Genomic DNA, 12725 nt, shown 5'->3' with positions numbered 1-12725 from the left:
GGGTGCTGCTGCGGTCCTGGGTCCAGGCCGCTTCGGAGAAGTAGCCGATGATCTTGCCGTCCTTGACCTGGGTGAACTCGAACAGGTTCAACCCGGGGGAGACGAGGCCGGGCGTTCGTGTGCTTGCGCCCCAGGACCACTCTCCGTCGTTGTTGACCATCGACCCTCCGGATGCAGGGGCCTCGCTTGCGGAGTCGTAGTGCGCATGGAAGACCTGTGCTCCGGGAACACCGCGACCGAAGGCGTCGAGGTAGAAGAGATCGGTGGAGCCGCCAGCATGGATGGTGTCGACGGTGAAGAGGGGGTCGTCCTGCCAGTGGTCGGTCCAGGTGTCGGGTGCGGCGGACGTGGCCGTGGCGGTGGTGGTGAGCAGGGCGGTGGCGAGGGCTGTGGTCGCCAGGGTTCGTGTCCAGCGGCGGGGGATCGTCCTGGACGCTCGGCGGGTGCTGCCGCCGTGGTGCCGTGCGTGCATGGGTGGTCTCCGTCGTCGTCGGGTGTGCGCTCTCCCTGCTGGACACCGGAGGAACGGGCCGATGACGGACGCGATAGCGGTGTCGGGCGTGCGCCGTCGTCGATCGGGTGGGCCCGGTGCCCGAGGGCCCATGCCTCGCCGTCGAACGAGAGCACGACGTAGCCCTGGGCCTCGAGACCGCGCGCGGAGGTCGACCTCCCCGGTCCTGCCGGACCGCACAGGAGGACGACCTGGTCCATGCGCCTGCTCAGTACGGCGCTCCGTGCCCGACGGTGGAGCGCTCGGGGTGCTCTCCGGGCGCGGGCTAGGCCCGTCCCAGCCAGGTCGACCACCGCTCGCGGTCGGCCTGGTCGAGCCGGGTGCGCCCGAGCCGACTGCGGACGGCGGTCACGACGGCGGCCGGGAGCCTGGGGTGCGCGGGGTCGACCGACGTCACGTGGTGCTCGAGCAGCACCTCGGCGACATCGTGGCGGCCGCGCACCTCGGGGAGGTCCTCCACCAGGTGCGCGGCGGCCCGGAGCTCCGTGGCGACCTCGGGTGTGGTTCCGAGGTCCGTCGTCAGGGCGGGGCGGCGACGCGCGAGGATCCGCCCTGTCGTCGTGAGGCCGACGGAGCGCAGCGCGTCGGCGTGCCGCGCGAACGGTTCGACGTCGAGCAGGCCGAGAGGGTCCGTGCCGAACTCGTCGAGGTACTCCTGCCGTCCCCGGTACGCCGCCAGCATGGGGTCCTTGTGCAGCCAGTCGAGCATCCCCGGGAGCTCGACCGCGCGGCGCAGGTGTTCCGTGGCGCGCCGAGCGTCCACGTCCTGCAGCGGTCGCCGGATGGCGTAGGTGCAGGCGAGGTTGTAGTCCCCCGTGGGTGTCGCGCAGAACCGCGGGGCCGTGGTGAGGGGCCCCGGCTCCTCGCCCGTCGCCTGGGTGTACGCGACCCGCAGGGCGTCGCGCTGCACCGAGTCGGGGTCCGGCGGGCCGGCCCGCGAGGCCGACACCCCTGCTCTGCCCGGGCCGTTGGTCGTCGCCTGGTGGTACATGGTCTCGGCGGCGTCCCGGAGCCTGTGCACGAGCGCGTCCTCGCGGCCCGCGGTGCGCTCCTCGCCCAGCGCCGCGAGGAGCTCGCGGACCGCTCTCCTGGCACCGGCGTCGAGGTGTCCGAGCGGGGGACGCGTGTCCCGGTGTGCGGCGAAGCATGCGTTGGTCGCGACGACCGCGCGCGAGTACAGGGCGCGCAGGCGCAGGGAGCGGTAACCGTCGAGCCCTTCCGTGCGACCGACGAAGGCGTCGAGCCACCGTCGGTACTCGTCCAGGTCTTCACGGGTGGTGTCGCGCCGGGCGGTGGCGTTGGCGAACGCGACCTGGGCGAGGTCGTTCGCCGGGTCGAGGCCCACCGCCCGTGCCAGGAGCGACCTCTTGTGCTCGGAGCTGGAGGCGAGGTCCGTCTGAGCGACGTAGTAGAGCGCGAGGCTGCGCCACTCCGTCGCGCCGCACAGCCCCTCGAAGCCGGGGTGGTGGCGCGAGAGCGTCATGAGCACGACGGCCGCGGCGGCACGGTGCAGGTCGACCTTCGCGGCGACCTCGGCTGCCTCGGGGCTCTTCGTGTCGGAACCGAGGATGCGGGTACGGTCCACGACGGCAGAACCTGCCGCTCGTCCGTTGCGCGTGACGACGACGGACAGGTGGTCCGGACCGGTCACCTCGACCCGGACGCGCCAGGGCACGGACCCGAGGAGCCACTGCACCACGGTCAGGGCCGCCTTGGCGAACGCCTGCTGCGGCAGCTCGGTGAGCGTCGACCCGCCCAGGGTGTTGATGTCGGTGGCCGTCGGGGTCTCGAGGCCCCGAGGCGGCTCTGCCCCGAGCTCGGCGAGGAGCGCGACGAGGTGGCCGCCACCGGTCCCCTCCTCGGACGACGACCGGCCTCCGCTGTCCGACGTCGTGTCGACCGTCAACCGCAGCCGGGTCGCGAGGACCGTCCCGGTCAGCAGCACCCCGAGCCCGGCAGCGGCCGCTCCGGGCAGCAGCGTGCCGACGAGCCCGAGCTCCACGACCCCGGCGACCTCCAGCACGATCGCGGTGATCCCGACGGCGCCGAGCACGATCGTGGTCGGAGCGAGCACCGCGAGGACGCGCGTCCACCCGGAGCGCAGCGCGGCGTGCGAGGGCTGGCCGCGGCGGACGTCGCGGGCGAGCCACCCTGCGGCGATCCCGGTACCCAGGGCCGCGAGCAGGAAGACGCCGGTGACGACGCCGCCGAGGCGCGCGTCGCCGGCAGACCACGGTGCGGTCGCCGCCGCCGGGCCCCAGACGAGGAGCACGGCGCCGGACACGAGGGCGACCCAGCCGGCGACGGTGGCCACGCAGCGTTGCCGGGTCGTCAGGACCGGCCAGTGCAGCGTGGTGGGCAGGGTGGCGCGGGCGAGGACGGCGAGCACCAGGACCGCGACCCCGAGTGCGAGCAGGGGGGTGCCGAGAGGCTCGATCGACTCCACGAACGTGCGCCACGCCCGGCCGACTCGATCGGCAGCGGCCTGCGGCGCGTCCTGGAGCACCTCGACGGCGGTGACGTTCTGCTCGTCGATCGCGAGCGCCTGCTCGGCCCGAGCCGTGGCCGCCGCCCACGACTCCGAGGACCCCGACGCCGGTGGCTCGCCACCGGGCACCAGGAGTCTCGCGTCGTCGGCCAGCTCCTGGGCGGTCGAGATCGCGGCGCCGGCCGCCGCGTACGCGTCGTCGCACGCCCGGTCCTCGTCGGGCTCGGTCACCCCGCTGCCGGACGGAGAGCTCGACTGGTACGCGTCGATCAGGGTCTGTGCGTCACCGGGGCGGGCGCCGTCGACCAGTGCGAGCGCCTCGCTGCACGCATGAGGCGTGCTCGGTTCCTCGTCGGGCGCGCTGTCGGCCGACGCCGGGGCGCACGGGGCGAGGGCTGCGAGCAGCACGGCCACGGTGATGAGGACACGGCGCATGCGGACCTCCGGCGCTCTGCTGTCGCGACGTGGTGCCCCCACGAGGAGAGTGGCAGCCGGGAGCCGTTCGTGCAGGGTGCGCGCGGGTGAATTCGGGGCGGCACGCGCCCACCCCGTGCGAGCATGGCCGCCATGAGCGCATCGGGAGTGACCACCACCGGTCAGGGGGCGGTGACGGCGGCGCCGGACGTCGCCGTCGTCGAGCTGGGCGCGGAGTCGAGCGCGCCCGGCGTCCAGGAGGCCCTCGACCGCGCGAACGCCGGGCTGGCCGCGGCCCGCGACGCGCTCGTCGCGGCGGGCGTCGACCCCGCGGACGTGCGCACGTCCCAGACCTCGACGTGGACCGAGCAGCGCGACGACGGCCCGCGGACGACGGCGCGGCTCACCCTGCGTGCGACCGTGCGCGACGTCGCGGCGTGCGGGGAGATCGTCCGCGCCGCCCTCGACGCGGCCGGGCCCGTCGCGCGCCTCGACTCGACGAGCCTCGCCGTCGGTGACCCGGGACCGCTCGCCGTGGCGGCACGCGACGCCGCGTTCGCCGACGCGCGCTCGCGCGCCGAGCAGTACGCGCGGCTGGCCGGACGCTCGCTCGGCCCGGTCGTGGAGGTCCGCGAGGACGCAGGCGGGCCCGGCCCGATGCCGCGCCTGATGGCGGCCAAGGCGGTGAGCGACGCGCTCGTCGTCGAGCCCGGCACCCAGGAGGTCCGCGCGAGCGTGACGGTGCGCTGGGAGCTCGCGGACTGACGACCCGCTCCGTGCGACCGTGCGCGGTGCACGGCTCGCTCGTGACAAAAGGCAGGGGTCCTGGGCCGGGGCGCGCCGTAGCGTGGTGGCCATGCTCATCCTCGAGGACTACCTGCTGCTCACGCTCGACGACGTGACCGGGAAGGCCGTCGTGGACGCCTCCTACCGTGAGGAGGTCGCTGCGGGCGCGCTCCTCGTCGAGCTGTCGCTCCTGGGCCGTGCCGACCTGGCGGGCGACGGCGACGGCGGGCGCGTCGGCCGGATCGTCGTGCGGGACCCGTCACCGACGGGCAACGCGCTGCTCGACGAGGCTCTCGACGTCGTGCGGTCGCGTGAGGGGTCGAAGCCGAAGGCGCTCCTGGCGCCCCTCGCGAAGCTCAAGCCGGCGTCCCGCGCGGTCGCGTCGCTCGCCGAGCGCGGCGTCCTGCGCCGCGAGGAGGGGCGCGTGCTCGGGATCTTCCCCACCACACGCTGGCCCGCCGCCGACACCCGGCACGAGGACGGCGTCCGCGCCGACCTGTGGCGCGTCCTGGTCGACGGCGGCGCGCCGGACCAGCGCACGACCGCCCTGGTCGCGATCCTCGCCGCGACCGGGCAGGCGGGCCGCGTGCTGGCCGCGGGCGACGGCCGTGGAGCTCCGGCCGTCGTCGACGGCGGGGCCGGTCTGTCCGGGTCGCGCCGCCGCGCCGTCGACGCGCGCGCGAAGGAGATCGCGCGGCAGAGCTGGGCGAGCGAGGCGGTGCGCGCCTACGTCGAGGAGGTCACCGCGGCCATCCTCGTCGGCGCCACGGTCGCCGCGACGGCAACGGCGACGAGCTGAGGGTCGTCGATCGGCAGACCGCTCCCGGCGACCGGCGTCAGGGCCGGCCGAGCGCGCGGTACGTCCACCCCGCGTCGCGCCAGACCGCCGGGTCGAGCGCGTTGCGCCCGTCCAGGACGCGGCGGTGCGCGACGTGCTCGCCCAGCGTGCGGGGGTCGAGGTCGCGGTACTCGCGCCACTCCGTGAGCAGCACGACGACGTCAGCCTCCTGCGCGGCCTCCTCGACGGTCGCCGCGAACTTCAGCTCCGGTGCGGTCCGCCGCGCGTTCTCCACCGCGCGGGGGTCCGTGACGACGACGTGCGCACCCTGGAGGTGCATCTGCATCGCGACGTTGAGCGCGGGGGAGTCCCGCGTGTCGTCGCTGTCCGGCTTGAACGCGGCGCCGAGGACGGCGACGTTGCGACCGACGATCGACCCGCCGCACACCTCGCGCGCGAGGTCGACCATCCGTACGCGGCGGCGCATGTTGATGGAGTCGACCTCCCGCAGGAACGACAGCGCCTGGTCGACGCCCAGCTCGCCCGCCCGGGCCATGAACGCGCGGATGTCCTTGGGCAGGCACCCGCCGCCGAACCCCAGGCCGGCGTTGAGGAAGCTCCGCCCGATGCGTGCGTCGTGGCCGATCGCGTCCGCGAGGACCGTGACGTCGCCTCCGGTCGCCTCGCACAGCTCGGCCATGGCGTTGATGAAGGAGATCTTCGTCGCGAGGAACGAGTTCGCCGCGACCTTGACGAGCTCGGCCGTCGCGAAGTCGGTGACGACTTTCGGCGTGCCGTCCGCGAGGACGCTCGCGTACACCTCGTCGAGGACGCCCTCCGAGGTGCCGTCGCCCCCCGGCTCGACGCCGTACACGAGGCGGTCCGGGTGGAGCGTGTCCTGGACGGCGTGGCCCTCGCGGAGGAACTCCGGGTTCCACACGAGGCGCGCTCCGGGCTGGGCCTCGCGGACGCGCGCGGCGAGCCGCGCAGCGGTCCCCACCGGGACGGTGGACTTGCCGACCACGAGGTCGCCGGGGGCCAGGTGCGGCAGGAGGGACTCGACCGCGGCGTCGACGTAGCGCAGGTCGGCCGCGTACTCGCCCTGCCGCTGCGGCGTGCCGACGCAGACGAAGTGGACCCGCGCACCGGCCGCGCGCGACACGTCCGTCGTGAAGGACAACCGGCCGCTCCCGACCTCCTGCTCGAGGAGCCCGGGGAGACCGGGCTCGAAGAACGGCGCTTGTCCCGCGGTGAGCGCGGTGACCTTGTCGGCATCGACGTCCACGCCGACGACGTCGTGCCCGAGGGACGCCATGCTCGCCGCGTGCACGGCGCCGAGGTACCCGCAACCGACCACCGAGATGCGCATCGAGATCCTCCGTGGGAGACGGTCTGGGTGTCGGCCCACGCTACTCCGCCGGGCCCGCCCGTGGCCCGGTCACGTGGGTGAAATGACGGACAGGGGGGCACCAACCGGTCGCCGGGGACGCCCACCGCGGGTGAACTTCCGGGCGGGAGGTCGCTCTCGAGGCGCCCGGAGTGGTTCGATTCGCCTGAGGGTGCGTGCAGGGGGCGGCGGTCACGCGGTGTCGCCGCAGCCTCGACGAGCACGCGAGAAGCAGGACGCACCACATGCCGCACAGCACACAGGAGCCTCGACCGTCCGGGGTCACGCGTCGGCGATGGTTCGTCGCGACGGCCGGCGCGGTGGCGGGTGCGCTCGCGCTCGTGGGCATCGGGGCGGCGCTCCCCGGGATCCCCGGCGGTGCCGGGACCTCGCAGCTCACCGACGTCGTCGGCGACACCGAGGCCGAGAGCGTCGCGATCGGCGGCGCCGTCGGCCAGGAGGTCGCGGCGAACTTCGCCCCCGACCAGTCCGGCCCCGAGGGACCGGACGCGTCCGCCTCGTCGATGTGGTGGCGGTGGACGGCCCCCACCAGCGGCCCCATCACGTTCTCGACGCACGGCAGCGAGCTCGACACCGTGCTCACGGTCTACCCGGGCACGGCGACGAGCGACCCCGTCGCGACGAACGACGACGAGGGCGACGTCCGGACCTCGTCGGTGACCTTCGACGCGACCGCGGGCGAGGAGTACCTCGTCGAGGTCTCCGCCAAGTCGCCCGACCCCGGGCTGCTGACCCTGTCGTGGCAGCCCGCCGCCCCGGCGGCCGCGACGCTCCCGGAGGAGCCCGCCGCGGCAGCGGTCACGTCCACCGGCATCCCCCTCACGGGGAACACGGGCGAGAAGCCCCAGTCCAAGCTCTGGTCCGCGGGCGGCACGTGGTGGGCGGTGCTCGCCTCGGCCAGCACGTCGCCCGCAGGCACGTGGGTGTGGCGGTACGACGCGGTCGCCAAGACGTGGACGAACGTCACGCGCATCTCCGAACGCACGGACGTGCGTGCGGACGTCAAGGCCGTCGGCGACGTCGTGCACGTGCTGCTCCACGGGCCGACCACGACCCTCGTCTCGATCCAGCGGGACCCGCAGTCGAACACGTACGCCCCGTGGGCCTCGCGCACCGGCGCGACGGCGGTCTCGCTGCCCGGCAGCGAGACCGCGACGATCGACATCGACTCGACCGGCCGCATGTGGGTCGCCTGGGACACGGCGAGCCAGGTGCAGGTGCGCTGGAGCGACGCTCCCTACTCCTCGTTCTCGGCACCGGTCACGGTCGCGTCGGGGATCACGGACGACGACATCGCCGTCGTCACCGCGATGCCCGGCAACAAGGTCGGTGTGCTGTGGTCCAACCAGAACACCCAGAGGTTCGGGTTCCGGACGCACGCCGACGGCGCGTCCCCCTCGACGTGGACGGCCGACGAGGTCCCCGCGGCGGGGTCCGCGCTCCCGGTCGGCGGGGGCATGGCGGACGACCACCTCAACGTCGCCGTCTCCTCCGACGGCACCTTCTACGCGGCCGTCAAGACCTCCTACAACACCGCGGACCGCACCGTCATCGCTCTCCTGGTCCGCCACCCGGACGGCACCTGGGACCCGCTGCACGAGGTCGACCGGGTCGGCACCCGCGGCATCGTCGTCGTCGACGACGTCACGGACCGTCTCCGCGTCGTGTACACGCGCAGCACGAACCTCGACGACATCCTCGTGAAGGAGACCTCCCGGCTCTCTCCCGACTTCTCCGGGGCAGCCGAGACCGTGCTCGACGGCTCGTGGAACAACGCGACCGCGACGAAGTCGAACGTCCCCGGCGAGGTGCTGGTGATGGCGGCCTCGGCCACGACGGCGCGCGCGGCGCGCCTCGCCTGGACGCCCGCCGGTGCCCCGACGGCGCAGGACTCGACCGTCGCCACGACGGTGGGCGGAACGGTCGTGGGGAAGCTCGGAGCGCAGGCGACGACCGACGACCCGCTCACGTTCCAGGTCGTCACCCCGCCGGCCACGGGCACCCTGACGGCGGTGAGCTCCTCCACGGGCGCGTTCACCTACCGCGCGGGGGCCGCGAGCGGGCTCGACTCGTTCACGTTCCGCGTGGGCAGCGGCGGGCTGTGGTCGGCTCCTGCCACCGTGGGCGTGCGCGTGTCCTCCGCGGACGGGCTGGTCGGTGCCTGGAACCTCGACGAGGGGCAGGGCCTCCTGGCCGCCGACTCCTCCGGGTGGGGCAACGGCGGGACGCTCGTCGGCGGGTCGTCGTGGGTCCCCGGGGTCTCCGGGTCCGCCGTGCGCTCGGACGGCGCGACGGGTCTCGTGCGTGTCCCGGACTCGGCCGCCCTCGACGTCAGCACCGGCCTCACGGTCGCTGCGTGGGTGCGACCGGAGCAGGCCGCGACCCAGTACGTGGTGAAGAAGGCCACGAACGACGCCGCGGACGGGTTCGAGCTGGCGCTCGCGAGCAACGGCAAGCCCTTCCTGCGTCTCAACGAGGACAGCTCGGGCGACACCTACCGGGTCAACGCGACGTCCTCGTACCCGACGAACGGCACCTGGGTGCACCTCGTCGGGTCGTACGACGGGACGCGCATGCGCATCTACGTCAACGGCGTGGAGCAGGCCTCGAAGGCCGGCCCGGCGAGCATCGGCACGAACGCGTCACCGCTGGGCATCGGCGCGGAGGGCAACGGATACCGGCCCGTCAAGGGTGCCGTCGACGGGGTCCGCCTCTACGACCGCGCGCTCTCGGCCGCCGAGGTGACGACGCTGTTCCAGGGTGGGTCCACGACGCCCGCGCCGGCTCCCGTCGCGCAGGACGTCGCCGTCACGACGACGCTCGGCCAGCCGGTCTCGGGCACGCTGACGGCCACGGTGCCGCAGGGCGCGACGCCGCAGTTCCAGGTCGTCACCCCGCCGACGCGCGGGACGGTCGCGCTGACGAGCACGTCCACCGGCGCGTTCACCTACACGCCCGGAGCCGCCGCGGGTGCGGACTCCTTCACGTTCCGGGTCGGTGCCGGCGGGCAGTGGTCGGCCCCGGCGACGGTCCGGGTGGCGGTGACGTCCCCGGACGGGCTCGTCGGCGCGTGGGACCTCGACGAGGGCCAGGGGCTCTCGACGGCGGACGCCTCGGGCTGGGCGAACGGCGGCTCCCTGGTCGGTGCTGCCACCTGGGTCCCCGGCCGGAGCGGGACCGCGGTGCGGTCCGACGGTGTGACCGGCTACGTCCGCGTGCCCGATGCCTCGACGCTCGACCTCACGACGCGGATGACCGTGGCCGCGTGGGTGCGGCCGGAGCAGCTCGCGACGCAGTACGTCGTGAAGAAGGCCGCGCAGGGGACGACCGACGGCTACGAGCTCGGGCTCGCGAGCGGTGGCAAGCCGTTCCTGCGGCTCAACCATGCGTCGTCGGGCGACACCTACCGGGTGGACGCGACCTCCTCCTACCCGACGGACGGGACCTGGGTCCACCTCGTGGGCACGTACGACGGATCGCGGTTGCGCATCTACGTGAACGGCGTCGAGCAGGCCTCGAAGGCCGGCCCGGCGAGCATCGGGACGAACTCGCTCCCGCTGGGCGTCGGGGCCGAGTCCAACGGCACCCGCGCGACCAAGGGCGCCGTCGACTCCGTCCGGCTGTACGACCGCGCGCTCACGGCGGCCGAGGTCGCGGCGCTCTACTCCGGGGCGAGCGCCGTCACGCCGACCCCGGACCCGACGCCCGATCCCACGCCGACGCCCGACCCGACGCCGGATCCCACGCCGACTCCTGACCCGACGCCGGATCCCACGCCGACGCCCGACCCGACGCCGGATCCCACGCCGACGCCCGACCCGACGCCGACGCCCGACCCGACGCCGACCCCTGACCCGACGCCGACGCCCGACCCGACGCCGACCCCTGACCCGACGCCCGACCCCGGACCGACGGTCCCGGCGGGGGCCGTCGGGGCGTGGGGGTTCGACGAGGGGCAGGGGACCACGGCGGCGGACGGCACGACCAACGGCGCGACGGCGTCGCTGCGCTCGGGAGCGACGTGGGCGACGGGCCTCAGCGGCACCGCGCTCGGGCTGGACGGCGTCGACGACTTCGCGCGCGTCGACGACCGGCCCGCCCTCGACCTCGCCGGCCCGATGACGGTCTCGGCCTGGGTGCGTCCCGAGCAGAAGGCGACGCAGTACGTCCTCAAGAAGGCCGCGCAGGGTGTGACGGACGGGTACGAGCTGGGTCTCGCGAACGGCGGGACGGCGTTCCTCCGGTTCAACCACGCGTCGTCCGGGGACACCTACCGCGTCGACACCACGACGCCGTACCCGACGGACGGCACCTGGGTGCACCTCGTGGGCACCTTCGACGGCACGCGGATGAGGATCTACGTGAACGGGGTCGAGCAGGCGTCGAAGGCCGGACCGGCCGCCGTCGGCACCAACGCGCTCCGTCTGGGCATCGGCGCGGAGTCGGACGGGACCCGTCCGATGAAGGGCAGCATCGACGGCGTGCGGCTCTACGACCGTGCGCTGAGCGCCGCGGAGGTGGCGCAGCTCTACGCCGCGCCCGGGCGGTAGCCGAGGCCCGGGCCTCGGCTCCGTCGCGGGTTTCGCGGGGGAGCCGAGCCCGGGTACAGTAGTCAGGTTGCCTCGGCGAGGGACGTCTGACGGCCGGCAGCGCTGGACCGGTGAGCACACCGGCGGCGCGGGACCGCGAGTGTCAGCCAGACCTGTTGGATCTCCGTTATCGACTGGGCGGTCGTCCTCCTGCGCGCCCGTCACACGTCCCGCGCCGACGCAGCCGCCCGTCCGGGTGGCCCTCTCAACCGTCCGGACAGCCGACCGCTCCCCACTGGTGGCCGGCCCGCAACGTTCTTCCAGGAGTGATCCACGTGTCTGAGATCAAGCTCGCCGCCGAGGCCCGCACCGAGTTCGGCAAGGGTGCCGCCCGCCGCGTCCGCCGCGCCGGCAAGATTCCCGCGGTCCTCTACGGCCACGGCACCGACCCGCTGCACGTGACCCTGCCGGGGCACGAGACGATGATGGCGCTCAAGCACTCGAACGCGCTGTTCTCGATCGAGCTCGACGGCAAGGCCCAGCTCGCGATCGCCAAGGACGTCCAGCGCGAGCCGGTCCGCAACGTCATCGAGCACGTCGACCTGCTCATCGTGAAGAAGGGCGAGAAGGTCGAGGTCGAGGTGCCGGTGCACGTCGTGGGCGAGTCGGTCCCTGGCACGATCCACCTGCTCGAGCAGCTCACCCTCGTGGTCGAGGCGGACGCGACGCGCCTGCCCGACGCGATCGAGGTCTCCGTCGACGGTCTCGAGGCCGGCTCGGTCGTGTACGCGGGCGACGTCACGCTGCCGGAGGGCGTCACCCTCGTGACGGACGCCTCGGCCGACGTCCTCATCGTCAGCGAGCCCAAGGTCGAGGCCTCCGAGGACGAGAGCGCCGCGGAGACCGCCCCCGCCGAGGCTGCCGGGGAGTGATCCTCCTCGTCGTCGGCTGACGCCACGACGACCCGCGTCGGACGCCCGGTACCGTGACGGTGCCGGGCGTCCGTGCGCCCGCACCACGACTGCACCACGACTGCACCACCACCTGCACCACCTCCCGCCGGCGTGCCGCCCGGGGCGGGACCCGGACGAAGGACGAGGGACGACATGACCGACCAGCCGTGGCTCGTCGTCGGGCTCGGCAACCCCGGGCCGACGTACGCGGGCAACCGCCACAACCTGGGCCACATGGTCCTCGACGTCCTCGCGGGGCGGGCCGCCGCCCGGTTCGCGCGCCACCCGCGGGCGCAGGCCGCCGTCGCCGAGGCCCGCATCGGGATGCTGCCCGGCGGGCGGCCGGGGCCGCGCGTCGTCCTGGCCAAGCCGACGACGTACATGAACGTCTCCGGCGGCCCGGTGTCCGGGCTCGCGAAGTACTACGGGATCGACCCGGACCACGTGGTCGTGGTCCACGACGAGGTCGACATCCCGTTCGGCGCCGTGAAGCTGAAGATCGGCGGCGGCGAGGGTGGCCACAACGGCCTGCGCGACATCACGAAGGCCCTCGGCACCAAGGACTACGTGCGGGTGCGCGCGGGGGTCGGACGTCCCCCCGGCCGCCAGGACACCGCCGACTTCGTGCTCAAGGACTTCAAGGGTCCCGAGGCCAAGGAGCTCCCGTTCCTGCTCGACGACGCCGCGGACGCCGTCGAGATGCTGCTCACCGACGGCCTGCTCGCCGCCCAGGGGAAGTACCACACCAAGGCGTAGCGTCGTCGCTGCGCGGCAGGACGCCCGTTTTCACCCGGGTGAGGTCCCTTCGTCCCCCCTCGCGGGGGGTCCCTCCGACCTAGGCTGGTTCTCTGCGTTCGC

Annotated in this window: 8 protein-coding genes; 5 read left to right on the top strand and 3 right to left on the bottom strand. The window is 74.2% G+C overall.

Annotation, left to right across the window (positions count from 1 at the left end):
- Together CCE02nite_RS14945 and CCE02nite_RS14940 are read right to left on the bottom strand one after the other, a co-directional pair.
- Positions 1 to 472 (bottom strand): hypothetical protein (locus CCE02nite_RS14945; RefSeq protein ID WP_141390404.1); only part of this gene is annotated, 472 nt, incomplete at its 3' end.
- Between the two features lie 304 nt (positions 473 to 776).
- A complete protein-coding gene (locus tag CCE02nite_RS14940; RefSeq protein WP_141390403.1) occupies positions 777 to 3434 on the bottom strand; it encodes a hypothetical protein in 2658 nt (885 codons plus the stop codon).
- Between the two features lie 132 nt (positions 3435 to 3566).
- Between CCE02nite_RS14940 and CCE02nite_RS14935 the strand changes: the two genes are divergently transcribed.
- Both CCE02nite_RS14935 and CCE02nite_RS14930 read left to right on the top strand, forming a co-directional pair.
- Positions 3567 to 4178 (top strand): SIMPL domain-containing protein, encoded by a 612-nt coding sequence (locus tag CCE02nite_RS14935; protein ID WP_255318885.1) that lies wholly within the window; start codon positions 3567 to 3569, stop codon positions 4176 to 4178.
- A 91-nt stretch (positions 4179 to 4269) separates the two neighbouring features.
- Complete coding sequence (locus tag CCE02nite_RS14930) at positions 4270 to 4998, top strand: GOLPH3/VPS74 family protein (protein ID WP_141390401.1); 729 nt, start codon at positions 4270 to 4272, stop codon at positions 4996 to 4998.
- A 37-nt stretch (positions 4999 to 5035) separates the two neighbouring features.
- On the opposite strand, the gene CCE02nite_RS14925 is transcribed toward CCE02nite_RS14930, so the two are convergent.
- On the bottom strand, positions 5036 to 6346 hold the full coding sequence (locus tag CCE02nite_RS14925) for a UDP-glucose dehydrogenase family protein (RefSeq protein WP_141390400.1): 1311 nt from the start codon (positions 6344 to 6346) through the stop codon (positions 5036 to 5038).
- 263 nt (positions 6347 to 6609) lie between these two features.
- On the opposite strand from CCE02nite_RS14925, the gene CCE02nite_RS14920 reads away from it, so the two are divergent.
- The 3 genes from CCE02nite_RS14920 to pth all read left to right on the top strand — a co-directional run bounded on the left by CCE02nite_RS14920 (position 6610) and on the right by pth (position 12623).
- A complete protein-coding gene (locus tag CCE02nite_RS14920) occupies positions 6610 to 10935 on the top strand; it encodes a LamG domain-containing protein (protein WP_141390399.1) in 4326 nt (1441 codons plus the stop codon).
- Between the two features lie 314 nt (positions 10936 to 11249).
- Positions 11250 to 11846 (top strand): 50S ribosomal protein L25/general stress protein Ctc, encoded by a 597-nt coding sequence (locus tag CCE02nite_RS14915; RefSeq protein WP_141390398.1) that lies wholly within the window; start codon positions 11250 to 11252, stop codon positions 11844 to 11846.
- 174 nt (positions 11847 to 12020) lie between these two features.
- Positions 12021 to 12623, top strand: coding sequence for an aminoacyl-tRNA hydrolase (gene pth / locus CCE02nite_RS14910; RefSeq protein WP_047234594.1), 603 nt, complete (start codon positions 12021 to 12023; stop codon positions 12621 to 12623).
- The last annotated feature ends 102 nt before the right edge of the window (positions 12624 to 12725 follow it).

The organism is Cellulosimicrobium cellulans (genome assembly GCF_006539945.1).
Classification (GTDB): domain Bacteria; phylum Actinomycetota; class Actinomycetes; order Actinomycetales; family Cellulomonadaceae; genus Cellulosimicrobium; species Cellulosimicrobium cellulans.
This window is presented reverse-complemented; position numbering and strand designations above follow the sequence as displayed.

Bases quoted from the DNA above. Each gene is read 5' to 3' on its own strand.
- CCE02nite_RS14925 (WP_141390400.1), bottom strand. From the start codon at position 6,346: ATGCGCATCTCGGTGGTCGGTTGCGGGTACCTCGGCGCCGTGCACGCG.
- CCE02nite_RS14935 (WP_255318885.1), top strand. From the start codon at position 3,567: ATGAGCGCATCGGGAGTGACCACCACCGGTCAGGGGGCGGTGACGGCG.
- CCE02nite_RS14920 (WP_141390399.1), top strand. From the start codon at position 6,610: ATGCCGCACAGCACACAGGAGCCTCGACCGTCCGGGGTCACGCGTCGG.
- pth (WP_047234594.1), top strand. From the start codon at position 12,021: ATGACCGACCAGCCGTGGCTCGTCGTCGGGCTCGGCAACCCCGGGCCG.
- CCE02nite_RS14930 (WP_141390401.1), top strand. From the start codon at position 4,270: ATGCTCATCCTCGAGGACTACCTGCTGCTCACGCTCGACGACGTGACC.
- CCE02nite_RS14940 (WP_141390403.1), bottom strand. From the start codon at position 3,434: ATGCGCCGTGTCCTCATCACCGTGGCCGTGCTGCTCGCAGCCCTCGCC.